The sequence below is a fragment of the Gordonia sp. JH63 genome (genome assembly GCF_009856645.1).
Taxonomy (GTDB): domain Bacteria; phylum Actinomycetota; class Actinomycetes; order Mycobacteriales; family Mycobacteriaceae; genus Gordonia; species Gordonia hongkongensis.
In genome coordinates this window covers 932,496-955,676 of sequence record NZ_CP047235.1, presented here as the reverse complement: position 1 = coordinate 955,676, position 23,181 = coordinate 932,496, and the positions used below count along the sequence as shown (strand labels likewise).

The window sequence follows — 23,181 nt, the reverse complement described above, 5'->3', positions numbered from 1 at the left end:
CTATGAGCAACAGTCCGTGGGCCCTGCTGCACGGGCCACTGTTCACTCGGGACAGCCCGCTCGACCGCAAGCACGCCGCGCCGCGCATCAGTGCCTACATCTACGGCAACATCCTGATCTTGGCCGTGCTCATCCCGTTGCACGTCGAGGACGACTTCGTCGGTATCGCGATCCTCGCGGGCACCGCCGCGTCGACCTTCATCGCGCACGTCTTCGCCGAGGGCGTCGCCCGGCGCGTGTCGGACGGCAAGGTCGAGCCGACGCGATCAGAGGTACTCGGTCATCTCCGCGACTCGGTGCCGATCCTGACCTCGGCGCTTCTACCTTGCGCGATCCTGTTGCTCGGCCTGATCGGCTGGATCGAGCCCCGTACCGCCCAGTTGATCGCAGAGATCGTGATCCTTCTGCGCATCGGCGGCACGGTCTTCGTCATCGACCGGCTCAACAACGAACGGCCCAGCCGGGCAACGCTGTTCAGCTCCGGAGCGGTCACGCTGGTGGCGACCGTGATCGTCGCGATCAAGGTCGTGGTCACGCACTGAGGCGCTCGGACGTCAGCCGCCGGCACCCTCGGTGGTGACCGTGAGGATCGCCTCGGTGAATTCCGGCCGGCAGATGACGAGGTCGGGCAGGTAGGTGTCCTCGTTGTTGTAGACGAGGGGCGAACCGTCGATCCGCCCGCACCACAGACCCTTCGCCTTCGCGACGGCGACCGGCGCGGCCGAATCCCACTCGTATTGGCCGCCCGCATGGACGTAGGCGTCGGCCTCGCCGCGCACCACCGCCATCGCCTTGGCCCCGGCGGACCCCATCGGCAGCACCTCGCCGGCCATCGCCGCGGCCACCTCGTCGGCGAACGCCGGTGGGCGCGAACTGCTCACGACGACGCGCGGGACCCCGGTCCGGGGCCGGGACGCCAGGCCTTCCACGGGCTCGACGGTGGAACCGTCGTCGAGGTAGGTCACCCCGAGGGCCGGCAAGGCGACCGCACCGGCGATCAGCCCGTCGTCTGCCGACCACAGCGCGACGTGCACGGCCCAGTCGCTGCGACCGCCGCCGGGTTCGTAGGTGCCGTACTCGCGCGTGCCGTCGACCGGATCGATGATCCACACGCGCGACGCCGACAGTCGCGACTTGTCGTCGGCCGATTCCTCCGACAGCACGGCATCGTCCGGCCGCTCCTGTGCGAGGCGCCCGAGGATGAACTCGTCGGACCGGCGGTCGCCCTCCTGACCGAGCTCTTTGCCCGTCAATCCGCTGGAGCGTCGGATGTCGAGCAGGAGTTCACCTGCGGCGGTGGCCAGTTCACCGGCCAGGGCACGATCGTCGGTCACGGGGTTTCCTCTCGGTCGGGATACCGGTGGCAGGACGCGGCGCTTCGCGCCGGACGGCTATGAGGCTGCGCTCACAGACCCAGGTTACGCAGCACCAGGTCGGCGACCTCGGACGGCGGGCCGTCGTCGGGGGTGATGTGCAGATCCGGGTCGGACGGACGCTCGTAGGGCGAGTCGATGCCGGTGAACTGACTGATCTCCCCCCGCCGCGCGCGGTCGTACAGCCCCTTCGGGTCGCGTCGTTCGCATTCGGCGAGCGGGGTGTCGACGAAGATCTCGTAGAACGGCAGCCCACGCTCGGCGTGGATCTCCCGGGCCCGCTGCCGTTCCTCGGCGAACGGGCTGATGAGCGAGACGATCGCCACCGAACCCGAGTCGGCGAACAGCGCCGCCACCTCGCTGGTCCGGCGGATGTTCTCCCGGCGGTCGTCGTCGGAGAAGCCCAGATCCGAGTTCAGGCCGTGCCGCAGGTTGTCCCCGTCCATCAGGTACGCCGGACGCCCCTCGGCGACGAAGCGCCTTTCGAGTTCGACCGCCAGCGACGACTTCCCGGAGCCGGACAGACCGGTCAGCCAGATCGTCGCACCGCGGTGCGCACGGTGCTCACGGCCGACCTTCGTCGCCTGCCAGACGACATGACTGTCGTGACTCACCGGCGCCGTGATCATCCCCGCAGCGACCGTCCGATTCGTGGCCTCGTCGATCAGGATGAAGCTGCCCGTGTCGCGGTTGCGCCGGTACGAGTCGAAGGTCACCGGCTCCTGGGTATGCAGGGTGACGCGCCCGATCTCGTTGAGCGACAATCCCTCCGCCTGCTCGTCGCGGTGCAGCGAGTTGACGTCAAGGCGATAGTTGAGCCCGTTGACCTGCGCGCGGGTCAACCGTGTTCCGCAGAGCAGCTGATACCGGTTGCCCGGTCGCAGTTCGGCGTCGTCGGCGAACCAGCACACCATCGCGTCCAGGTCGCGTCCCACGTACGGCCGGTTGTTGGGGCGGGCCAGCATGTCGCCGCGCACGATGTCGATCTCGTCGGCGAGTTCGACGGACACGGCCATCGACGCGAAGGCCTCGTCGACCGGCTGGCCGCCGGGCGCCCAGATCTCGGTGATGGTCGTGCTGAAACCGCTGGGCAGGACGACGATCTCGTCGCCCTTGGCGAGTACACCGCCGGCAACGGTGCCCGCGTAGGCGCGGTGGTCGGCGCCGTCGCTGCGCTGCGGCCGGATCACGTACTGGACGGGCAGACGGGTGTCGATCAGGTTGCGGTCGGAGGCGATGTAGACGTGCTCGAGGTGATTCAGCAGCGGACGCCCCTCGTACCACGGCATCGCCGCGGACTGTTCGACGACGTTGTCGCCCCGCAGCGCCGACATCGGGATGAACGTCAGGTCGACGACGTTGAGCTTGGTCGCGAAATCGACGAAGTCCGCGCAGATCCCGTCGAACCGCTCCTGCGACCAGCCGACGAGGTCCATCTTGTTCACGCAGACCGTCAGGTGCGGGATGCCGAGCAACGACGACAGGAACGCGTGCCGCCGCGTCTGCTCGAGCACGCCCTTGCGCGCGTCGATCAGGATCATCGCGAGATCGGCAGTCGAGGCACCGGTCACCATGTTGCGCGTGTACTGCACATGGCCGGGGGTGTCGGCGATGATGAACTTCCGCCTGGGCGTGGCGAAGTACCGATAGGCGACGTCGATGGTGATGCCCTGCTCGCGTTCGGCACGCAGCCCGTCGGTCAGCAGGGCGAGGTTCGCGTACTCGTCACCGCGCTCGGCGCTGGTGCGCTCGATCGATTCGAGCTGGTCGGTGAAGATCGCCTTCGAGTCGTAGAGCAGCCGGCCGATGAGTGTCGACTTGCCGTCGTCCACCGAGCCCGCGGTCGCCAGACGCAGCATCTCCGTCGCGCCGCCGACGGCGTTGAGGTCGCCCATCAGAAGTAGCCTTCCTTCTTGCGGTCTTCCATCCCCGACTCGGAGATCCGGTCGTCGGCGCGCGTGGCTCCCCGCTCGGTCAACCGGGTGACCTCGATCTCCTCGATCACCTTCATCACGTCGTCCGCGCCGGACAGCACACAACCGGTGCACGTGGCGTCGCCGACGGTCCGGAACCGCACGGTCTCGGTCCGCACCTCCTCACCCGGGAGCTCCTGCAGGAAGCGGGTTTTCGCGAGCAGCATGCCGTCGCGCGGGATCACCTCGCGCTGGTGCGCGTAGTAGATCTCCGGCAGATCGATGTCCTCGGCGGCGATGTACTGCCAGATGTCGAGCTCGGTCCAGTTCGACAGCGGGAACACCCGGATGTGCTCCCCCTTGGCGTGACGCCCGTTGTAGAGGCGCCACAGCTCGGGTCGCTGCTCGCGCGGATTCCACGCGCCGAACTCGTCACGGAAGCTGAACACGCGCTCCTTCGCCCGCGCCTTCTCCTCGTCGCGCCGGGCCCCGCCGAACACGGCGTCGAAACGGTTCTCGGTGATCCCGCGCAACAGCGCCGCGGTCTGCAGCCGGTTGCGGCTGGCACCCGGGCCGGTCTGCTCGACGACCCGCCCGGCATCGATGTCGTCCTGCACCGAGCTGACGAGAAGGCGAACCCCGGTCTCGGCGACCACGCGATCGCGGTACTCGATCACCTCGTCGAAGTTGTGCCCGGTGTCGACGTGCATGAGCGGGAACGGGATCGGCGCCGGCCAGAACGCCTTCCGCGCCAGATGGAACATCACCACGGAGTCCTTGCCGCCGGAGAACAGCAGAACCGGACGTTCGAAGGTCGCGGCGACCTCGCGGAAGATGTGCACCGATTCGGCCTCGAGCGCCGCGAGATGCGAGAGCTCATAACCGTGGTGACGACGACGCCGGTCCTCGGTGTCGTCGGGACGACGTCCGTCGTCGGCGTCGATGGTGATGGCCACCGGAGCAACCCCCTTGACATGTCGAATATTCGACACTATGTGTTGACAATGTGACACAAACCGTAGGTGACTTCTCCGACGCGCGTCAACCGGCACGTGCGGCGTCGCCACCGACCGCCCGGGTCGTCCGCATCGTCGAACTCCTCGCCGACGCCGAACAACCGGCGCTGACGCTGGCCGAGATCGTGCGTCAGACCTCGATGTCGCGCGCCACCGCGCACGCCGTAGTCTCCGAACTCGTCGACTGCGGATGGCTGATCCGGGACCCGTCGGCCGGCACCTTCGGCGTCGGACCAGCCTTCGTCGGCCTCGTCCGGAACGCCGACGGCGCGGACCACCTCGTACGGTGGGCGGCGTCGGCGGCGCGCGACCTGTGCGAACGGTTCGACGTCCCCTGTTTCGTCGCCCGACGGACCTCGGCCGACGCGGTGACCCTGGCGTCGCACGCCTTTCCGCCCCACCTGGCACCGGAGACCGCGCAGCATCCCTGGTTGCGCAACGGCAGCCGCATCCGGCTCCGCCCGCCGATCTGTCGGGAGTTCATCGCCTTCGACCCGGACGACGCCCGGTCGAACTGGATCGGCCAGGCCGCCGAGTCCACCCGCACCCGGCTGGGCATGGTGCTCGACGTCGTCGCCGAACGCGGCTACTCGATCGAGCGCATGACCGACGACCACGTGGCGATGATCGAAGCCCTGAGCTCCCTCGACACCATGTCGGACACCCTGCGCGCGCGGGTCGGCGACCTGCTCACCGAGCTGTCGGTCATCGATTACCTGCCCGAGGAGATCGACGCCTGCGCGGCCGACGGCACGGGGGTACCCGTGGTCACCATCGGCGCCCCCGTCTTCGACTCCGCCCGTCGGGTGGTCGCGGCCATCGTCGTCTGCCCGAACACCACCCTCGACGTGGACGAAGTGCGCCGACTCGGCGAGGCCACGCGTGCTGCCGCCGACGGGATCTCGAGTCATCTCAGCTGAGGGGCGGGTCGACCGAACGAATGAACACTGCGCCCGGAAATACCCACGAAACGGACTTCCTGCGGAAAACTGGCCGGTGATCACGACACGTCACCGTCGCCACCAGCAAGGGAGTCGAGATATGCCCAGCACCAAGACGATCACCCGGTTGGCCGCCGCCATCGCTCTGACCTCGGCTGCCGGGCTCGGCGTCGCGGCCACCGGCGACGCGAACGCGGTGTCCCGCGAGTATCCGCTGTCGACCTGCGTGGGCCTGAGCCCGAACGTCGTCGACGTCCCGTTCCTGGCGCGACGCACGATCGTGAGCACGTATGCCGGCAACGCCTACATCGCCGCCGACTTCACCAGCTACTTTCCCGGCGGCTACCAGTCCTCGGCCCGCCTGGACTGGCACAACCTGGCCACCGGCAAGCGCGGCTCGAAGGTCAGCAACGTCCGCGTGAACCCGCCGTACCAGGGCGTCCACTACTTCGTGATCCCCGTCAACCAGATCGGCAAGGGCCGGGTGAACGTGACCTTCAGCGCGGTCAACCGGAACGCGCTCTGGAGCGTGCCGTCCACGAGCTGCAGCGGGAGCATCGTCATCCCCTGAGCCGGACCGCCACCGATGACTTCCGGGGGCACCCAACCGCCCCCTAATCCGAAAGAAGCGACCCCATTGCTCCCTGAGGTGTGAGGAGCGATAGCGACGAGCCACGAAGGGCCTGGTGAGACAGGTTGCGGAGCCCTTCGTGGCTCGCTTCGCTCGCACCTCAGGGAGCAGAGATGTGGACGCTTAAGAGTGTTCTTTCGTAGTCCACGCAAGACCTGCAACGCTGCCGGCCCGACACAACGGCGCCACTTCGACGGAACTTGCGCTGCCCCGACATGTGACCGGCAGACAACGCTCGAGAGCGTTCTGTTCATGCTCCCTGAGGTGCGAGTGAAGCGAGCCACGAAGGGCCATGTTCGATGCTCGCCCGCCCTTCGTGGCTCGTCGCTTGCGCTCCTCACACCTCAGGGAGCAGGGGTTATGGTGTTCTTTAGGGCTAAACAGCAGAGGAAACATCGAATGGTGTTCGTCGCCAACATGTTTCGCGAGTTCGCCGAGATGATGCCGACGACAGCCGCCTCCTAAACGGCCGGATCCGGGAGTTCACCTATCGCTCCACACCGCACTTCTGACCCCGGCGATCACCGACACCGACTACCAACCAAGCACTTGCTAGGTTAGTCTCGGGGGCATGAGTGACGCCGTCATCCCACCTCCGCTCGGACCCGACGATCTGGGCCCGGACACCTCACCGGTCGCCTACGAGACCGGCGGCCCCGACGGCGCGGTGGCCTATGTGACGCTGAACCGCCCGGAGTACCGCAACGCGCAAAACTCGGTGATGACCTATTCGCTCGACGCCGCGTTCCGCAAGGCCGTCGACGACGCTTCGGTGAAGGTGATCGTGCTGCGGGCGAACGGCAAGCACTTCTCGGCCGGACACGACATCGGCACCCCCGAACGCGACTTCGACACCTACTACGAGAACGCGGCCGTCCTGCACTGGGACCACACCGACAAGACCGGTGCCGACCAGCGTCTCGCCCGCGAGATGGAGGTGTACATGGGGATGTGCCGCCGCTGGCGCGACATCCCCAAACCCCTCATCGCCCAGGTCCATGGCGCGTGCATCGCCGGCGGTCTCATGCTCGCCTGGATCTGCGACTTCATCGTCGCCTCCGACGACGCGTTCTTCTCGGACCCGGTCGCCCGCATGGGCATCCCCGGCGTCGAGTACTTCGCCCACGCCTTCGTGCTCGGCCCGCGCCGGGCGAAGGAGATCCTCTTCACCGGTGAACGTTTCACCGCGACGCAGGCGGCCGACTGGGGCATGGTCAACCACGTCGTCCCCCGGGACGCCCTCGAGACCAAGGTGAACGAGATCGCCGAAAAGGCCGTCGCCATGCCGATGCAGGGGCTCTTCCTGAGCAAGAAGGCCGTCAACATCTGCGAAGACCAGATGGGACTGCGCAACTCGATGGACTCAGTGTTCGGCTGGCACCACTTCGCGCACGCGGCCAACTCCGAGGCGGGCGGCGACTCCCTCGGCGGGATGGACGCGAAGTCGATGAAGGCGTCGGCGTCGACCGGCACCGTCGTGGGATCGGGGAGCTGACATGGACCTGCTCTTCGACGACGCCGCCGACGCCTTCCGCGCCGAGGTCCGCGCCTGGCTGGCCGAACACGTTCCGCGCGAACCGCTTCCGTCGATGGACACCGCCGAGGGATTCGAGGCGCACCGCGAGTGGGAGCGGACGATGGCCGCCGACCGGATGTCGGTCGTCAGCTGGCCGGAGGAATACGGCGGCCGCGATGCCCCGCTGCTGCACTGGGTCATCTTCGAGGAGGAGTATTACCGTTCGGGTGCTCCCGGACGCGTGAGCCAGAACGGCATCTTCCTGCTCGCACCCACCCTGTTCGAGCACGCGAGTCCTGCTCAGCTGGAACGCATCCTGCCGCGGATGGCCAACGCCGACGACATCTGGGGTCAGGCGTGGAGCGAACCCGAGGCCGGGAGCGACCTCGCCTCGCTGCGGTCGACCGCCGTCCGTACCGACGGCGGCTGGCTGCTCAACGGTCAGAAGACCTGGAGTTCGCGGTCGAGCTTCGCCGACCGCGCCTTCGGCCTGTTCCGCACCGACAAACAGGCGCAGCGCCACAAAGGTCTCACCTACTTCATGTTCGACCTGCGCAGCGAGGGCGTGACCGTCCGGCCGATCGCACAGCTCGACGGCGAGGCCGGGTTCGCAGAGCTGTTCTTGGAGAACGTCTTCGTCCCCGACGATCCGTCGAATCCGGGCGAGTCAGGTGTCATCGGCGAGGTGGACAACGGGTGGCGGGTCGCGATGAGCACCGCCGCCAACGAACGCGGGCTGTCGCTGCGCGCACCCGGCCGGTTCCTGGCCACCACCGACCGCCTCGTCGAACTGTGGCGGTCGAACCGGGACGACGTCCCGTCGACGGCGAACACCGATGCGCGCGTGGCGGATGCGTGGATCGGGTCACGAGCCTACGAGCTGTCCACGTATCAGACGGTAAGTCGTCTCGCGGCCGGTGGTTCGCTCGGCATGGAGTCGTCGATCAACAAGGTGTTCTGGTCGCAGTGGGACATCGCCGCTCACGAGACCGCCCTCGACCTGCAGGGCCCGGCCGCCGAGCTCGACGACCGGTGGACCGACGGCTACCTCTTCTCGTTGTCCGGGCCGATCTACGCGGGTACCAACGAGATCCAGCGCAATGTCATCGCCGAGCGCCTGCTCGGCCTTCCCCGTGGAGATCGGTGATCATCATGGACTTCCGACTCTCCGACATCCACACCGACCTCGCCTCGACGGTGGACGCCATGCTGGGCAAGGCCGACATGCCGACCGCCACGCGCGCCTGGGCGGCCGGTGACCGCGCGGCCGTCGCCAAGGTCTACTCACAGCTGGCCGACGCGGGCATCAGCGGACTCCTGATCGACGAGTCACACGGCGGCAGCAGCGCCGGGGCCGTCGAGATGGTCGTCGCCGTCGAGCAACTCGGACGCCACTGTGCCCCGGGCCCGATCGTCGAGAGCGTCGCCGTGTTGCCGATCCTGCTGCACGACGCCGACGTGTCGGGCCCGCTCAGCGACCTCGCCGAGGGGCGGCTGGCGACCTGCGCGATCGGACCGCTCCAACCGTTGGCCGCCGACACCGCCTCCGCCGATGTCTACCTCGTCGAGGACGGAGTGCTCTCGCGGGCCACCGTGCAGAGCACCGAGCCCTCGGTCGACAGCACCCGGACGTTGTCGCGGGTCACCGCCGGCGACGTCCTGGCCACCGGGGTCGATGCGTCCGACGCCGCGGACGCGGGCGCACTGGCCACGGCTGCTCAGCTGCTCGGCCTGGGTCAGGCGATGCTGTCCATCGCCTCGGACTACGCGCAGTCGCGCAAGCAGTTCGGCCGACCGATCGGGTCGTTCCAGGCCGTCAAACATCATCTGGCCGACGTGGCGATCGCCATCGAGATGGCCCGCCCCCTCGTTCACGCGGCCGCCCTCGGCGTCGACGGCCAAGTGCCGGAGGGCACCGACGTCTCGCGCGACATCTCGGCGGCGAAGGTCTCGGCCGCCGAGGCCGCCGACCTGTCGGCCCGCCGCTCGCTGCAGGTGATGGGGGCGATCGGGTACACCGCCGAGCACGACATCTCGCTGTACATCACCAAGACCCGGGCGCTGCTCAACGCCTGGGGCTCCCCTGCCGTACACCGCCAACGCATCCTGGAGACGCTGTGACCGTCAGTACCGGCATCGAAAGCCCGGCCATCGGCGCCGAGGAACGGGAGGCACTCGTCGAGGCGGTGCGGGATCTCCTGCGTCGCCGGGGCGATTCGACGACGGTCCGCACGGCCATGTCCGCCACGGGGCGCATCGACTCGAACCTGTGGCAGACGCTGTGCACCGAGATCGGCGTCGCCGCGCTGGCTGTCCCCGAGCGATTCGGCGGTGCCGGGGCGTCATGGATGGAGTCGGCCGCGGTGCTCGAAGAACTGGGCGCCGCACTGAGTCCCGTCCCCGCGCTCGGCTCCGCACTCGCCACCGGCACGATCCTGCTCGCGGGTGACGACGACGCGTCGTCGCGACTTCTGCCCGCCCTGGCCGCAGGCGAGCGGACCGCGGCGGTGTGCTGGGCCGGTGAACGCGGCTGGCAGGCACCCGGTGTGCGCGCCGATGCCGGACTCCTCACCGGGACAGCCCACTTCGTCGTCGACGGCGAATCGGCCGACGTGCTCCTCGTGCTCGCAGCCGGACCCGGGACGCACCTGACCCTGCACGAGGTGGCCGCCGATGCGGACGGCGTCTCGGTGTCGCCGATGCCCGTCCTCGACCCGACCCGGGCGCTGTCCTCGGTGCGCTTCGACGAGGTCGCGTCCGCGGCGATCCCGGCGCCGGACGATCTCGCGTCCCGGCTCCGCGCGCTCGCGTGGGCCCTGCTGTCCGCCGAGCAGGTCGGGGGCGCGCAGCGAGCGCTCGACCTCACGGTCGAGTACACCAAGTCCCGCAAGCAGTTCGGGCGCACCATCGGCTCGTTCCAGGCCCTCAAGCATCGGATGGCCGACATGTACGTGCTGGTCGAGACGGCGCGGTCGATCTCCCGCGCCGCCGTGGCCGCCCTCGCCGCCGACGACCCGGACACCGCCGACCTGGCGCTGGCCGCCCACGTGTACTGCTCCGATGCCAATCGTCGTGTCGCGGGCGAGGCCATCCAGCTGCACGGCGGCATCGGCATCACCTGGGAGCACGACATCCAGCTCTATTTCAAACGCGCACAGGCCACGTCGCAGATGTTCGGTGCCCCGCACACCGCGGTTACCGAAGCGGCCCGCGCACTGCGCTGACCGACCTCAGTGTCGCCGCGGCCGCTACCGGGCGAGCAGCCGCTCGACCGGGTCGGTCAGCAGCAGTAGGAACAGCGGCAGATTTCCGCTGCGCGGGAACACGATCGCGACGCCCAGTGCGACCGCGAGGATGATGAACGTGGCGACTCCGCTCGATGAGGCAACCCATCGGTCGGTCGCGTCGTCGTCGGCGAGCAGTTCTCGGTGCCGACGACCCCATTCGGCGATCGCGATGAGCGAGCCCACCGAGACGGCCAGCACACCGATGTAGAGGATGTTGGCCTGCTCGATGTGGGCGCCGTCGATGAGGGCCGTCGCGAAGGGCAGCGCCACGATCGTGAGTAACCAGATGAAGTGGAGGTTGATCAGCGTGCGGTCGTAGGCGCGGAAGTACTCCATCGTCTGCTGGTGCTGGCGCCACAGGATCCAGATGACGCCGAAACTGATGATGAAGCTGACCAGTTCGATCGAGTTGTCGGACACCACGTCCGCGACCGACGAATCCTCGCGCAGGTCGTTGGCGATGTCGACGAGCGGGAGCACCAGCAGGGTCAGCGCGATCGCGACCACCGCGTCGGCGAATGCGATGAGCCGGCTCAGTCCCTCTGCCGACTGTCGGTTCTCCGGTTCTGCCATGCGATGCACTGTAGAACGACCGACGGGCGGCCGGTGGGTCAGACGGCGAAGGCCGCCTCGACCGTTGCCTCGTCGAGTCCGTAATCGGCGAGCTGGTATCGGTGCTGCGGTTTGCGCGCACCCGACCGGCTCTCCTCGTCGAGCGCGGTCACCGCCGCGCGCGCATCCTCCGACATCGGGGTGTCCAGCGCCGCGTACACCCGCTCGACGGTGCCCATCGGGTCGTTGCGCAGATCGGTGAAGTCGATGTCGAGGAACTGGGCCGGGTCGTACCGCTTCCGTGCGGTGGAGAACTCACGGAGTCCGCGCGACCACAGCTCGAGCTGGTCCTGGCCCACCTGCTCGCCGGTGAACGTCGTCGACCATCCCGGGGTGGCGTGTTCGGCCAAGCTGCACATCGACGCGATGAGAGTGCTGGGCGGCCGGTGCGTCTGGATCACCAGGGCATCCGGGTACGCCGCCATGAGCGCGTCGAGCGCGAACAGATGGCTGGGGTTCTTGAGCACCCACCGCTTGCCGGGATCGTTGAGCCCGATCAGCTGCAGGTTCTTGCGGTGTCGGAGATACGCCGGCGTCCAGTCCTGTTGGGCGAGCCACCTCGAGTAGGTCGGGATGTGCGCGAGGGATTCGTACGAGATCGACATGACGCTCTGGCGGAGCAGCTGCCAGCACTCCTCGACCTCGCCGGCGTCCATGTAGTGCAACCCCATGAACTCGGGATTCTCGACGTGATGTTGCTCGAACCCGGCCTGGATCTGCTGGTAGACGGGGTTGTCGGACCAGGTGTCGCGCGGCGGCCGGGGCTGCGGGAACTCGGCGAGCCACATCTCGACGCCCTGGTGCGCCGGATCGGCGGCCAGGAGTCGGTGCAGCGCAGTCGTTCCCGTGCGCGGCAGGCCGGTCACGAAGATCGGCCGCGTCACCTCGACGTCGGCGTACCCCGGGTTCGCCTTCCACGACGCCTCGCTGAGCAACCGGGCGACCAACGCGCCCTTGAGGAAGAAGCGGAACATCTTGCTGCCCATCTCGGTCAGTCCCGCCTCGGACCGGTACGACTCGAGCAGGATGCCCAGGGGCTCCAGGTAGTCGGTGTCCCCGAAGTCGTCGAGGCCGGTGGCGCGAGTGGCCGAGGAATGCAGGTCCTCTATCGTGCCGACGTCGGTGCGTGCCGCACTAGTCATGGTATTCACCGCAATTCACGTCCAGGGTGTGCCCGGTGATGGCGCGCGCCATCGGCGAGGCGAGGAACACGACGGCGTCGGCGATCTCGTCCGGCTCCGGCAATCGCTTGAGGTCGGACTTCGACGCCGTCTGCTCGTAGACGTCGTCGGGCGAGATCCCGTATTTCTTGGCGACCTCGCCGAAGTACCACTTCAGCTGGTCGTCCCAGATGTAACCCGGTGCGACCGAGTTGATGCGAATCCCCTTGTCGCCGAGTTCGGAGGCCAGCGACTGCGACATCGCCAGCAGCGCCGACTTCGCGATCTTGTAACTGCCGTAACGGGGTTCGGAATGACGGATGACCATCGAGTTGATGTTCACGATCGAGCCGCCGGCCTCGGCCAGCGCGTCGGTGAACGCTCGGATGACCCGCAACGTGCCCAGCACGGTGACGTCGATGCTGCTCGCGATCTGATCGAAGTCGGTGCGGGACAACGGTTTCATCGACGGGAGGGCGAAGGCGTTGTTGACCAGTACATCGGCCCGGCCGAACTCGGCGACGGTGGTGGCGACCAGGCTGTCGACGGCGGCGTCATCGGTGATGTCGGCCGGCACGACGAGACTCGTCCCGCCGGCGGCGTCGATCTCGGCGGCGACCTCTTTCAGACGCGATTCCGTGCGGGCGGCGAGGACGACCCGCGCCCCCTCCGCAGCGGCGCGCAGACAGATCGACCGCCCGAGTCCCGGACCGACACCCGAGACCACGACGACCTTGTCGGCGAGCAGCCCCCCCTGTGCGCTCATCCCAGCATCCTCTCGGCGAACCCGCGCTGACGTGCCGCGATCCGCTCCGCCCAGCCGTCGGCGTCGATCCTGTTGTGCTCGAGGTGCGGCAGATGGTCGGCGACCGCGTCGAACGCGACGACCTGTGCGGTCGGGCCCAGGTCCGGGCCGATCGGCGAATCACTGCGCTGCCAGCGGAACTGCAGGATGCCCGTCGACCGGCCGGTCGTCTCGATCCAGTTCGCGACGCCCGGGTCGCGGTGGGACACCACCATGCGGATCATGCCGTCCGGATCCACCTGCGCCTGAGCGGAGTTCAGGCTGGTCTGGTGGTTGACGTAGTCCAGCGAGATGTACCACATACTGCCGAGCTGGAATCCCTGGTACGGGGCGTCGGACCGCGGAATGGTGATCACCATCGCCTCGTCGGGCCCCAACCGGAAGTGTCCGACGGAGGAGAACTGCGTACTGAGGCCGCCCGGGGTCTGCCGCGGTTCGGTGAACGTGTTGACCGGCTCGTCGAGGTAGAACCACTTCGGGAAGTTGAACCACGTGTTGATGCGAGCCGTCAGCATCTTGCCGGCCGTCGCGTACCGGCGGGACACCCGGGCCAGGTCCGGCTCCGGCGGCGCGGTCCCGACGGTGTCGACCCGTTCGATGGTGATCGACCCCTTGCGTTCGGACCAGTCGGAGTAGACCTCGCGCACCGCGAGCATCGACGCGCCTTCCCCGAGCGGGAAGTAGTCGTCCGGCGCATCCGGGATGGGTGGGCCGAAGGTCAGCTCGAACGACCCGTCGTCGGCGATCGTCAGCCGCCGGTCGTCGAACGCATCCTCGCCGCCCGGTACCGACGAGGCCGTGTAGTCGCCGCGCAGGACCTGGAAGCTGAGATCGGTTGTCGTACCGCGCCGCCCGCGTACCCGGTAGGTCCCGGTGGGCTCGACGTCTGCGTGATAGTAGAGCGTGTCCGGATTGTCCAGGCCCATCTTCGTCGACGGCCCGGTGGACGTCACGAAGTTCGGGTGGGAGATGGACCGGGCGCGCACCAGCTGGACGATGGCGGCGATACTCCCCGCGAGGTAGTCGTAGCCTTCGGCGAGATCTTGGTCGGTCTCGGCGAAATCGGCCGATGCGACCAGCGTCTCGGCCTCCGCGATCGCATCCAGGAGGGGCTGAGTGACCAGCGGCGGTGCGTCACTCGTTGTTTCGGTTGACGATGTCTCGGTCGTCGCTGTCTCGGTGCTCGTCGCGTCGTCGACGGTCATAGCCAGGTGTCCCCACCCGTCCACGTGAGGAAGTTTTCCAACTCTGCCTGTGCGGGCGTGACCCGCGGGTGTTCGGTCGACAGGTAGCCGCCACGGTAGAACAGCAACGGCTTGTCCTGCAGCACTTCTCCGAGAGTCAGTGCGCGGCCGATGACGATGTGATGGTCGCCGCCGTCGGTGACGGTCTCCACGTCGCATTCGACCCAGGTCAGGCTGTGCCGGATGACGGGGAGGCCGGCCGGTGACGGGTCCCAGGTGACGTTCGCGAACTTGTCGTCGCCGGGGGCGCCGAAGGCGGCGCTGACGTCCTGCTGGCGGTTCGACAGGACGTTCACACAGAACTTGCCCGTCTTCTCGATGACCTTCCAGCTCCGGGAGGTCTTCATCGGGCAGAAGAGGACCAGCGGCGGATCGAGCGACAACGCGGCGAACGACTGGCACGCGAACCCGACCGGCTTGCCCGCGTCGTCGAGGGTCGTGATGACGGTGACCCCGGTACAGAACTGGCCCATCGCCGTTCGGAACTGACGGGAGTCGAAGTCGGCGGACCCGTACGGCGAACGCGTGGACTGCTGGGCCGTGGCGCCGGAGGGCATCTCGGACAAGGGCATCTCAGCCCTTGAACCCGACGCTGAAGTCATGCCCCCACAGACTCACTGCCGTGCTCTCCCGGGCGATCCACTCGTCGTCCTTCACCGTGCGCCCCTCACAACCGAATTCGATGTCGAAGCCGCCGGGTGTCTTCATGTAGAAGGACAGCATGAGGTCGTTGACGTGTCGGCCGAGGGTCGCCGACATCGGCACCTTCTTGCGCAGCGCGCGGTCGAGGCACAGGCCGACGTCGTCGGCGTTCTCCACCTCCACCATCAGGTGGACGATGCCGGTGCTGTTCGGGATCGGCAGGAAGGCCAGCGAATGGTGCCGGGGGTTGCAACCGAGGAAGCGCAGCCACGGCACCTCGTCGCCCTCTTCGCGGCCGACGACCTGCGGCGGGAGGCGCATCGAGTCACGGAGCTTGAATCCCAGGACGTCCCGGTAGAATTCGAGCGCTGCCTTGTCGTCGGAGCAGGTGAGCACCACGTGGCCCAGACCCTGCTCCTCGGTGACGAAGCGATGCCCGTACGGGCTGACGACGCGCCGGTGCTCCAGCGCGGCGCCGTGGAAGACCTCCAGGGTGTTGTCCGCCGGGTCGTCGAAGACGATCATCTCGGCGACCCGACGGTCGGCGACCTCCTCGTCCTTGCCCTCGCGGAAGACCACACCCGCACGCGACAGCCGATCCCGGACATCCTGCAACTCAGCGGCATTCGCGACCTCCCAGCCCGCGCAGGCGAGCCGGTCGTGCTCGGACGGCACGATGACCAGACGGGCCGGGAAATCGTCCATCCGGAGATACAGGGCACCGTCGGTGAGACCAGAGCCCTCGATCATGCCGAGGACCTTGAGGCCGTAGGTGCGCCACGCCTCGATGTCGGTGGCCTCGATCCTCATGTACCCCAACGAGCGAATCGGACTGTCACTCATCTGCTACTCCTCTTTGTGCTCTTGCCGACGGTGCTGGCCGGACCCTTCGTGACGCCCTCCGCAAGCTCCGGGCTCCTCAGGGAGCGGACGGGCGTGCCCTTCGCAAGCTCCGGGCTCCTCAGGGAGCGGAGGGGCGTGCCCTTCGCAAGCTCCGGGCTCCTCAGGGAGCGGAGGGGCGTGCCCTTCGCAAGCTCCGGGCTTGCGAGCCTCTTCCCTGCTCCCTGAGGTGCGAGGAGCGCAAGCGACGAGCCACGAAGGGCCTGGTGAGGCACGTTGCGAGACTTTGTCTTTGCTCCCTGAGGAGCGAGCTTGCGAGCGTCACGAAGGGTCACACCATCGTGTCGCCGATGGGAATCCCGAACTCGCCGTTGCCGAATGCGACGTAGGCGCGCTCCGGGTCGTTCGCGGCGTGCACGCGGCCGGCGTGGGCGTCGCGCCAGAAGCGCTGGATCGGTGTCCCGTTCTCGAGCGCGTGGGCGCCCGAGTTCTCGAAGAGCCGGTCGATCGCGGCGATCGCACGTCCGGTCGCACGCACCTGGTCGCGTCGAGCGGACAGCCGCAGTTCCATCGGGACCTCCTCGCCGGCGAGGATGAGGTCGTACTCGGCCTGCAGGTTGCCCGACAGCTGGCGCCACGCGGCGTCGATGTCGCTGGCGGCCTCGGCGATCCGGACCTTGGCGAACGGATCCTCCTTGGCCTTCTCGCCCGCGTAGGCGGCCCGGACCCGCTTGCCCTGGTGCTCGACGTGGGCGCGGTAGGCGCCGTAGGCCATGCCGACGATCGGCGTCGCGATGGTGCTGGGATGAATGGTGCCCCATGGCATCTTGTAGACCGGCGCGGTGTTGCGCTCCAGGCCTGGGCTCTGCCCCATCGACATCGTGCGCATGCTGAGCATGCGGTGCCGGGGCACGAACACGTCCTTGACCTCGATGGTGTTGGACCCGGTGCCGCGCAGACCGACGACGTTCCACACGTCCTTGATCGTGTAGTCCTCACGCGGGATCAGGAAGCTGACGAAGTCGACGGGCTTGCCGTTCTTGATGACCGGACCCCCGACAAAGACCCAGTCAGCAGTCTCGCAGCCCGACGACCACGCCCACGAACCGTTGACCTTGTAGCCGCCGTCGACGACCTCACCCATGCCCATCGGCGCGTACGACGACGAGATCCGGACATTGGTGTCCGAACCCCACACGTCTTCCTGCGCCTGCTGGTCGAAGAGGGCGAGGTGCCAGTTGTGGACGCCGATGATGCCCGACACCCAGCCGGTGGACCCGCAGGCCGACGCGATCCGGCGGACCGCTTCGTAGAAGGTGACCGGGTCGACCTGATAGCCACCCCACTGCTCGGGCTGCAACAGCCGGAAGAAGCCGGCGGTCTCGAGGCTCGAGACGGTCTCGTCGGGGATTCGACGCAGATCCTCGGTCGACTGCGCACGCTGCTCGAGTTCCGGGAGCAGGACGTTGATCTTCTCCAGGACCTGCTCGGCGGCTTCGCTCCGTTGTGCTGGCATCTCGCCTGCTCCTACTCGTCTCTCCTCGGCCGGACGAGCCGGCCGCTGTACCCATCGAGTTCGAGATTAGAACACGTTCTCATTTCTGTCGAGGACTGGGACTTTATGCCCATGTACAGGCCCGATCGGCGTTCGGGACGACGATCGGGCTGACAAATCTGAAACGTGTTCTAGTATTGGGTACAGTTCTTGGACGCGACACCAGCCACAGACAGGAGAGGGCACATGTCTTCAGGACCCGAGACGATGACCCCGAGCAGCCCCGGCACGCCGAGCGCAGCCGTCGCCTCCGACGGGGCCGATGTGGGTATCCGGGAGATCGACACGGGTGCACCGCCCACCCGGTTCGCGCGCGGCTGGCACTGCCTCGGCCTGCACGAGGAGTTCGACGACGGCAAGCCTCACTCCGTCACGATCTTCGGCACCAAGCTGGTGGTCTGGGTCGACACCAAGGGCGAGGTGAACGTCCTCGACGCGTTCTGCCGGCACATGGGCGGCGACCTCTCCCAGGGCAAGCTCTCGGGCGACAACGTGGCGTGCCCGTTCCACGGCTGGCTGTGGAAGGGCAACGGACGCTGCGCCGGCGTGCCCTACGCCAAGCGCAACCCGAAGCTCGCGAAGACCCGTTCGTGGCCGTCGATGGTCCGCAACGGCCAGATCTTCGTCTACAACGATCCTGAGGGCAATCCGCCCCCGGAGGAGTGCATCATCCCCGAACTCGAGGAATTCGGGTCCGACGAGTGGACGCCCTGGACCTGGAACCGCATCGTCATCGAGGGGTCCAACTGTCGCGAGATCATCGACAACGTCGTCGACATGGCGCACTTCTACTACGTGCATTTCGCTCTTCCGGATTACTTCAAGAACGTCTTCGAGGGTGAGATCGCCGCGCAGTACATGAATTCGCACGGCCGGCCCGACGTCACCCTCGGCACCAATTACGGCGACAGCCGCCTCGAATCGATCGCGGCGTATTACGGCCCGTCGTACATGTTGAACCCGATGATCCAGTACTACGGCGGCTACGCGGTCGAGACCATCCTCACCAACTGCCACTACCCGATCGACGAGAACTCCTTCGTCCTGATGTACGGCGTGATGGCCAAGGTCCCGGACGGCCTGACCGCCGAACAGGCGTCGAAGATGGCCACCAAGATCAGCGCCGGCGTCGAGGTGGGCTTCCTGCAGGACGTCGAGATCTGGAAGAACAAGACCCGGATCGACAACCCGCTCCTCGTCGAGGAGGACGGCCCGGTCTACCAGCTCCGCCGCTGGTACGACCAGTTCTACGTCGACAAGGCCGACGTCACCGACGAGATGACCGGCCGGTTCGAGTACGAGATCGACACCTCCAAGGCCCTCGAGAGCTGGAACGAGGAGATCCAGGAGAACCTGCGCCGCCAGGAGGCCGAGAAGGCTGCGGAATCCACGGCGTCGGAATCCACGGAGAAGGCCGAGGTCTGACGTGACCCGGGCGGCAGGGGTTCGGATGGCAGGGGCTCCCGGGGGTTCCGACCGTTGGGCGAAGGCGCCCGACTTCCAGAACGATCCGGACCGGCTCGCCCGGGTTCACGAGGCCACCCGCCGCGACCGCGAGCACTACCTGCAGGGCGGGATGCGCGAGATCGAGTGCCGGGCATGCCACGCCTGTGTGCTGGTGAAGAAGACCAGTTCGTTCCACACCAGCGTGCAGTGGAACGCCGACGCCCGGGACCGCTGCCTCGGCCTCGAGCAGATGCGCGCCGGCGGCGACGACGGGAACGGCCCGCTGCTGCCCGGAGCGATGATGCCGACGTGCGCCCGGCTGTCGGCGAGCATCGACCACGGGGTCAGCGAGGGCATCATCCCGGCCGAGTCGCCCGCCACCGATCCCGACGGCTATTGGTGATCGGTTAACCGAAACCTCAGCACCATTAGATAACACAAGTCCCAGGCATCACACCGGTCACACGTTCGTCACACCTGGGGAACGACCGACGACACGCCGTCCCGCCTCGGCCAGGCTGTCGTCATGTCCGTTTCGATGACGCGTGCCACGCGCGTGACCTGCACCATCGCACTCACCGCCGCGCTGTCGGTCGGTGTTCCCCTTGCCGGCTCCCCGCTCCTCGACACCGGTCGAGCCGCGGCCGCGGGATCGTCGGACTCCTCCGGGTCGGTCCCGATCTATCTGCCGATCCCGACCACCGTCGGCCTCAACGCGCTCGGGGCGGCGATCACCCAGATCGGCAAGCCGTACAAGTGGGCCGGCGTCGGCCCGCATTCGTGGGACTGCTCCGGACTGGTGCGGTGGGCGTTCCACACGACCGGCGTCCAGCTCCCCCGGACCAGCCAGCAACAGGCGAAGGTCGGACACGCGATCCCGTTCCGTGCACTCGCACCGGGGGACATCATCATCTTCGGCCGCGACGCCGGGCACGTCGGCATCTACGCGGGCGCCGGTCGGGTGTTCAACGCCTACGGCCCCAACGGCGTCCCCATCGGATTCACGAAGCTGAAGGACATGGGCTACATCAAGACGATTCGTCGGTTCGGTTGATCTCGACTCGGTCGGCGGCACCCGCACCGGCAGCCGCACGGGGCCACACGGTGCTCAGCACCCAGAATCCGACGACGACCAGGAGCAGGATCGCGACCACGACGGTCCCGATCAGTCCGTAACCCGCCTGCATGTCGGGGAGGTCGGCGTCGAGCGCCTCGGACACGCGGTCGGAGAACAGATGCGCGGCGGGGTCGCTCAGCGTGCGGATGCCGACGACGAGCACGATGACCGACGCCAGCCCGATCAGGCCGATGGCGGACGGGCGCAGACGTGGGCGCCACCAGCCGAGGGCGGCGACCACCGCGATCACGGCACCGAGCACCACCACGCTCAGGCCCGGGCGGCCGGTGTTGTCCTCGAAGAAGAACGCGACATCGTCATCGCTGGCGCCCAGGATCGTGACGCGTCCCAACCCGGTGATCGACGGCTCCACGCCCTCATCGGTACTGCCCCACTGCACCTGTGCCAGGAACACAAGCAGCAGACCACCCGCCAGCATCGTCGGCCACGCGAGGCCGCGGAGTCGTTCGACCGTCCCTGCATGCTTGGTCATCCGATCAGGGTGCCATGAGCCGACGTCGGTGGATATGAGTCGGACTATCCGCAACGCCGTCCGCGACCGATGAGTTTGCGCGACCCTGTCAGTCAGAAGTGTCGACGGGCAGTCGTCCACCAGTTCACGCGGAGCAAGAAAGAGGACCCAGCAATGGCCGAGTATGCAGCCCCCTCCGGGGCACCGATCTGGTTCGACCTGATGAGCAGTGACACCGCGAAGGCCGAGGAGTTCTACGGCGCGATCTTCGGCTGGGAGGCCGAGGCCCCCGACGAGGAGATGGGCGGTTATCGCAACTTCCACAAGAACGGCAAGCGGGTGGCCGGTCTTAGTCCGGTGATGGAAGGCGCCGGGCCGCCCGACATCTGGACGGTGTACCTCCACACCGAGGATGCCGACGCCACGGTGAAGGCCGTCGAGTCGGCCGGGGGCTCGATCATGGTGCCGCCGATGGCCATCGGCGAGGAGGGCACGATGTTGATGGCCTTCGACACCGCGGGGGCGGCGATCGGGTTCTGGCAACCGAAGAATCACAAGGGGTACACCGAGTTCGGCGAGCACGGCACGCCCTACTGGTTCGAGTGTCAGAGCATGGACTACCCCAAGTCCGTCGAGTTCTACCGGACCGTGCTCGGCGCGCGCATCGAGGAGGTCGGCACCGGTGGCGACCCGGACGCCGTCGGGCCCGACAGCTACGGCCAGATCTTCTACGGTGAGGCGTCGTACGCGGGGATCATGGACTCGGTCAAGCTCTTCCCGGCCGGGGTGCCGTCGTTCTGGCAGGTCTACATCACCGTCGACGATGTCGCTGCCACGGTGAAGCAGGCCGAGTCGCTGGGCGCGGAGATCCTCATGGCCGGCGAGGACACCCCGTACGGGACGCTGGCCGCGATCAAGGATCCGATGGGCGCCCTGATCTGTCTGGGACATCCGCCCGCCGGCATGTGAGGTGCGGCCGCGGTAGGACTCGGTGCGCACCGAGTCCTACCGCGCACGTCATCGGCGGCGTCGAACGTTCATCCCGCCGCAACGCGATGGCCGACGGCACCCTGTAGCGTCCGACTTCCACAGACACGATTCACCGTCATATCGCGTGGAACTCGTCGGCGTAGAACAGGATTCGCATGTCGGCACACGATTCGGCCGTCCCTCCCGCCTCCGTGCAGAGCTACCTCGACGAGGTCCCCACCTGGCGAGACGGCACACCCGCCCGCGCACACTCCGCAACCCGCTACTGCCGGGATCTCGTAGCCCCGCCCTTCCGACAAACCCACCCGTTTTCCGTAAACCCACCCGGTCCGAGCGTGGTGGGTTTACGGAAAAGGGGTGGGTTTGCGGATGCGGCTCCTCACCGCACCCCGGGTGCCCGGAGGAATTCGCCGGTGACGACCCCGCGAATCGTGCGGACCGCCACGCCGCTCCATGCCAGGACGAGGACCGTGAACCCGGCGACGGCCACGACCTCGAAGACCGTCCCACCGACGGTGAGGGCCAGCGCACTCGAACCCGTGACGTAGGTGCCGAGGGGGAAGGTGAACGCCCACCAGGTCATCGCGAACGGCATTCCCGACCTCAGGGTCCGCGCGGTGAGCCGTGTTGCGACGGCGATCCACAGGGTTGCCGCCACCCAGACGGTGAGGCCATAACCGACCGTAAACGAATGCAAGGTCTCAGCCATGGGCGCGTCGACGACATGGGGTGCGACGTGGGCCAGCAGGCACGCCGCGGTGACCGATTGGCCGAGCGGTCCGAGGACGATCCACCAGGTGGGGACCATGTGCGCGGCGCCGACGTCGCCGGTGCGCAGCCGCGACGCCAGCACCCACAGAATGGGGAGCGAGGCGAGTGCGGCCAGCACGAACATCGCGCAACCGATCCCCATCACCACATGCGACGCCCAACCAGCGGACAACTGCGGGGTGAGCACCGCGGCCGCCGACGCCGAGACCATCGGGGGGACGACGGGCATCAGCCAGCCGCCGAACGCGTCGCCGACCGACGAGCGGCCGACGATGAGATGCCGATACGGGATGACCACCGCGGTGACGACCCCGCCGATCGTGCCGACGACCCAGCACACGAGGTCGATCCCCAGCGCCAGATCCCGGCCGATCACCGTCGCTCCGACGACCATCGTGCTGGTCCCGACCGTCATGATCGCCATCGGCACCGCACCGTAGAAGTGGGCGACGACGGGGTGGGCGTGATGACCGCGGGCGACCTCCGGGTCGCGGACCCAGTGCCGGACCGTGGCGACCAGCACGACGCCGAACACCGCGCAGGCCAACAGCCAGAAAACGGTTGCCACCTCCGCTAGACCCGTGGGCTGCCAGGGCAGGCTGTGCGCGGCGATCGCGATGATCCCCGTGCCCATCACCGCGGCGAACCAGTTGGGCGGCACGTAGGAGGCGCGACGCCGCCCCACCGCGCGGGCTGTTGCGGTCCCGAGGTCCGGTGCTGCGAGTCCGGCGGAGGCAGTGGTCGTGGTCATGTCCATCACGTTCCCGCGAATCCAACGACGCCGGTAGGACCCGAATCGTTGGCAGGGCACAACCGCCGTTTGTATCCGGGGTACCACCGCCGCTTGTAC

The 23,181-nt window shown here is 67.7% G+C and carries 23 protein-coding genes; 11 read left to right on the top strand and 12 right to left on the bottom strand.

Annotated elements, in window-relative coordinates; all coding sequences use genetic code 11:
* The first annotated feature begins 2 nt into the window (after positions 1 to 2).
* On the top strand, positions 3 to 542 hold the full coding sequence (locus GR168_RS04330) for a hypothetical protein (RefSeq protein ID WP_159370126.1): 540 nt from the start codon (positions 3 to 5) through the stop codon (positions 540 to 542).
* A gap of 12 nt (positions 543 to 554) precedes the next feature.
* Here GR168_RS04330 and GR168_RS04325 read toward each other — a convergent pair whose 3' ends face one another.
* From GR168_RS04325 to cysD, 3 genes are all read right to left on the bottom strand, one after another.
* Positions 555 to 1,334: a 3'(2'),5'-bisphosphate nucleotidase CysQ gene (locus tag GR168_RS04325; RefSeq protein WP_058252581.1), complete on the bottom strand. Its 780-nt coding sequence runs from the start codon at positions 1,332 to 1,334 to the stop codon at positions 555 to 557.
* A gap of 71 nt (positions 1,335 to 1,405) precedes the next feature.
* On the bottom strand, positions 1,406 to 3,268 hold the full coding sequence (cysC, locus tag GR168_RS04320; RefSeq protein ID WP_159370125.1) for an adenylyl-sulfate kinase: 1,863 nt from the start codon (positions 3,266 to 3,268) through the stop codon (positions 1,406 to 1,408).
* Entirely contained in the window at positions 3,268 to 4,230 is a 963-nt protein-coding gene (gene cysD, locus GR168_RS04315; protein ID WP_171011707.1) for a sulfate adenylyltransferase subunit CysD, read from the bottom strand. Before cysD ends, cysC begins: the two co-directional genes overlap by 1 nt.
* A 62-nt stretch (positions 4,231 to 4,292) precedes the next feature.
* Between cysD and GR168_RS04310 the strand changes: the two genes are divergently transcribed.
* From GR168_RS04310 to GR168_RS04285, 6 genes are all read left to right on the top strand, one after another.
* Positions 4,293 to 5,222, top strand: a complete 930-nt coding sequence (locus GR168_RS04310) for a helix-turn-helix domain-containing protein (protein ID WP_065629147.1) — start codon at positions 4,293 to 4,295, stop codon at positions 5,220 to 5,222.
* Between the two features lie 121 nt (positions 5,223 to 5,343).
* A complete protein-coding gene (locus GR168_RS04305) occupies positions 5,344 to 5,814 on the top strand; it encodes a hypothetical protein (protein WP_159370124.1) in 471 nt (156 codons plus the stop codon).
* Positions 5,815 to 6,445: 631 nt separating this feature from the next.
* Positions 6,446 to 7,369, top strand: a complete 924-nt coding sequence (locus GR168_RS04300) for an enoyl-CoA hydratase (RefSeq protein ID WP_159370123.1) — start codon at positions 6,446 to 6,448, stop codon at positions 7,367 to 7,369.
* Between the two features lies 1 nt (position 7,370).
* Positions 7,371 to 8,537 carry an acyl-CoA dehydrogenase family protein gene (locus GR168_RS04295; RefSeq protein WP_159370122.1) on the top strand — a complete coding sequence of 389 codons (1,167 nt, stop codon included), beginning with the start codon at positions 7,371 to 7,373 and terminating at the stop codon, positions 8,535 to 8,537.
* Between the two features lie 5 nt (positions 8,538 to 8,542).
* Positions 8,543 to 9,511, top strand: coding sequence for an acyl-CoA dehydrogenase family protein (locus GR168_RS04290; protein WP_159371820.1), 969 nt, complete (start codon positions 8,543 to 8,545; stop codon positions 9,509 to 9,511).
* Positions 9,508 to 10,614, top strand: coding sequence for an acyl-CoA dehydrogenase family protein (locus GR168_RS04285; RefSeq protein ID WP_203235894.1), 1,107 nt, complete (start codon positions 9,508 to 9,510; stop codon positions 10,612 to 10,614). The genes GR168_RS04290 and GR168_RS04285 overlap by 4 nt, the downstream gene beginning before the upstream one ends.
* A 24-nt stretch (positions 10,615 to 10,638) precedes the next feature.
* On the opposite strand, the gene GR168_RS04280 is transcribed toward GR168_RS04285, so the two are convergent.
* From GR168_RS04280 to hsaA, 7 genes are all read right to left on the bottom strand, one after another.
* Complete coding sequence (locus tag GR168_RS04280) at positions 10,639 to 11,250, bottom strand: TMEM175 family protein (protein ID WP_159370121.1); 612 nt, start codon at positions 11,248 to 11,250, stop codon at positions 10,639 to 10,641.
* Positions 11,251 to 11,288: 38 nt separating this feature from the next.
* The gene (locus GR168_RS04275; protein WP_159370120.1) at positions 11,289 to 12,431 is read right to left on the bottom strand and encodes a sulfotransferase; all 1,143 of its coding nucleotides are present in this window, start codon (positions 12,429 to 12,431) and stop codon (positions 11,289 to 11,291) included.
* Complete coding sequence (locus GR168_RS04270; protein ID WP_159370119.1) at positions 12,424 to 13,215, bottom strand: SDR family oxidoreductase; 792 nt, start codon at positions 13,213 to 13,215, stop codon at positions 12,424 to 12,426. Before GR168_RS04270 ends, GR168_RS04275 begins: the two co-directional genes overlap by 8 nt.
* The gene (locus GR168_RS04265) at positions 13,212 to 14,459 is read right to left on the bottom strand and encodes a hypothetical protein (RefSeq protein ID WP_159370118.1); all 1,248 of its coding nucleotides are present in this window, start codon (positions 14,457 to 14,459) and stop codon (positions 13,212 to 13,214) included. Before GR168_RS04265 ends, GR168_RS04270 begins: the two co-directional genes overlap by 4 nt.
* Positions 14,456 to 15,055: a 3-hydroxy-9,10-secoandrosta-1,3,5(10)-triene-9,17-dione monooxygenase reductase subunit gene (gene hsaB, locus GR168_RS04260; protein ID WP_159371818.1), complete on the bottom strand. Its 600-nt coding sequence runs from the start codon at positions 15,053 to 15,055 to the stop codon at positions 14,456 to 14,458. Before hsaB ends, GR168_RS04265 begins: the two co-directional genes overlap by 4 nt.
* Positions 15,056 to 15,071: 16 nt before the next feature.
* Positions 15,072 to 15,983, bottom strand: a complete 912-nt coding sequence (gene hsaC / locus GR168_RS04255) for an iron-dependent extradiol dioxygenase HsaC (protein ID WP_058251167.1) — start codon at positions 15,981 to 15,983, stop codon at positions 15,072 to 15,074.
* A 328-nt stretch (positions 15,984 to 16,311) separates the two neighbouring features.
* Complete coding sequence (gene hsaA, locus GR168_RS04250) at positions 16,312 to 17,496, bottom strand: 3-hydroxy-9,10-secoandrosta-1,3,5(10)-triene-9,17-dione monooxygenase oxygenase subunit (RefSeq protein ID WP_065629140.1); 1,185 nt, start codon at positions 17,494 to 17,496, stop codon at positions 16,312 to 16,314.
* Positions 17,497 to 17,721: 225 nt separating this feature from the next.
* Between hsaA and GR168_RS04245 the strand changes: the two genes are divergently transcribed.
* The 3 genes from GR168_RS04245 (at position 17,722) to GR168_RS04235 (ending at position 20,035) form a co-directional block, all read left to right on the top strand.
* Positions 17,722 to 18,960: a Rieske 2Fe-2S domain-containing protein gene (locus GR168_RS04245; RefSeq protein WP_159370117.1), complete on the top strand. Its 1,239-nt coding sequence runs from the start codon at positions 17,722 to 17,724 to the stop codon at positions 18,958 to 18,960.
* Between the two features lie 25 nt (positions 18,961 to 18,985).
* Complete coding sequence (locus tag GR168_RS04240; RefSeq protein WP_058251170.1) at positions 18,986 to 19,384, top strand: hypothetical protein; 399 nt, start codon at positions 18,986 to 18,988, stop codon at positions 19,382 to 19,384.
* 123 nt (positions 19,385 to 19,507) lie between these two features.
* Positions 19,508 to 20,035 carry an NlpC/P60 family protein gene (locus GR168_RS04235; RefSeq protein WP_165630565.1) on the top strand — a complete coding sequence of 176 codons (528 nt, stop codon included), beginning with the start codon at positions 19,508 to 19,510 and terminating at the stop codon, positions 20,033 to 20,035.
* Here the strand turns inward: GR168_RS04235 and GR168_RS04230 are convergent.
* The gene (locus tag GR168_RS04230; RefSeq protein WP_159370116.1) at positions 20,010 to 20,591 is read right to left on the bottom strand and encodes a hypothetical protein; all 582 of its coding nucleotides are present in this window, start codon (positions 20,589 to 20,591) and stop codon (positions 20,010 to 20,012) included. The two genes, GR168_RS04235 and GR168_RS04230, sit on opposite strands and share 26 nt — an antisense overlap.
* Before the next feature lie 153 nt (positions 20,592 to 20,744).
* On the opposite strand from GR168_RS04230, the gene GR168_RS04225 reads away from it, so the two are divergent.
* Entirely contained in the window at positions 20,745 to 21,539 is a 795-nt protein-coding gene (locus tag GR168_RS04225; protein WP_159370115.1) for a VOC family protein, read from the top strand.
* 400 nt (positions 21,540 to 21,939) lie between these two features.
* Here GR168_RS04225 and GR168_RS04220 read toward each other — a convergent pair whose 3' ends face one another.
* Positions 21,940 to 23,088, bottom strand: coding sequence for a TDT family transporter (locus tag GR168_RS04220; protein WP_159370114.1), 1,149 nt, complete (start codon positions 23,086 to 23,088; stop codon positions 21,940 to 21,942).
* Positions 23,089 to 23,181: the final 93 nt, after the last annotated feature.

Bases quoted from the DNA above. Each gene is read 5' to 3' on its own strand.
- GR168_RS04330 (WP_159370126.1), top strand. From the start codon at position 3: ATGAGCAACAGTCCGTGGGCCCTGCTGCACGGGCCACTGTTCACTCGG.
- cysC (WP_159370125.1), bottom strand. From the start codon at position 3,268: ATGGGCGACCTCAACGCCGTCGGCGGCGCGACGGAGATGCTGCGTCTG.
- GR168_RS04305 (WP_159370124.1), top strand. From the start codon at position 5,344: ATGCCCAGCACCAAGACGATCACCCGGTTGGCCGCCGCCATCGCTCTG.
- GR168_RS04300 (WP_159370123.1), top strand. From the start codon at position 6,446: ATGAGTGACGCCGTCATCCCACCTCCGCTCGGACCCGACGATCTGGGC.
- GR168_RS04295 (WP_159370122.1), top strand. From the start codon at position 7,371: ATGGACCTGCTCTTCGACGACGCCGCCGACGCCTTCCGCGCCGAGGTC.
- GR168_RS04290 (WP_159371820.1), top strand. From the start codon at position 8,543: ATGGACTTCCGACTCTCCGACATCCACACCGACCTCGCCTCGACGGTG.
- GR168_RS04280 (WP_159370121.1), bottom strand. From the start codon at position 11,250: ATGGCAGAACCGGAGAACCGACAGTCGGCAGAGGGACTGAGCCGGCTC.
- GR168_RS04275 (WP_159370120.1), bottom strand. From the start codon at position 12,431: ATGACTAGTGCGGCACGCACCGACGTCGGCACGATAGAGGACCTGCAT.
- GR168_RS04270 (WP_159370119.1), bottom strand. From the start codon at position 13,215: ATGAGCGCACAGGGGGGGCTGCTCGCCGACAAGGTCGTCGTGGTCTCG.
- GR168_RS04265 (WP_159370118.1), bottom strand. From the start codon at position 14,459: ATGACCGTCGACGACGCGACGAGCACCGAGACAGCGACGACCGAGACA.
- hsaB (WP_159371818.1), bottom strand. From the start codon at position 15,055: ATGCCCTCCGGCGCCACGGCCCAGCAGTCCACGCGTTCGCCGTACGGG.
- hsaC (WP_058251167.1), bottom strand. From the start codon at position 15,983: ATGAGTGACAGTCCGATTCGCTCGTTGGGGTACATGAGGATCGAGGCC.
- hsaA (WP_065629140.1), bottom strand. From the start codon at position 17,496: ATGCCAGCACAACGGAGCGAAGCCGCCGAGCAGGTCCTGGAGAAGATC.
- GR168_RS04245 (WP_159370117.1), top strand. From the start codon at position 17,722: ATGTCTTCAGGACCCGAGACGATGACCCCGAGCAGCCCCGGCACGCCG.
- GR168_RS04240 (WP_058251170.1), top strand. From the start codon at position 18,986: ATGGCAGGGGCTCCCGGGGGTTCCGACCGTTGGGCGAAGGCGCCCGAC.
- GR168_RS04235 (WP_165630565.1), top strand. From the start codon at position 19,508: ATGTCCGTTTCGATGACGCGTGCCACGCGCGTGACCTGCACCATCGCA.
- GR168_RS04230 (WP_159370116.1), bottom strand. From the start codon at position 20,591: ATGACCAAGCATGCAGGGACGGTCGAACGACTCCGCGGCCTCGCGTGG.
- GR168_RS04225 (WP_159370115.1), top strand. From the start codon at position 20,745: ATGGCCGAGTATGCAGCCCCCTCCGGGGCACCGATCTGGTTCGACCTG.
- GR168_RS04220 (WP_159370114.1), bottom strand. From the start codon at position 23,088: ATGGACATGACCACGACCACTGCCTCCGCCGGACTCGCAGCACCGGAC.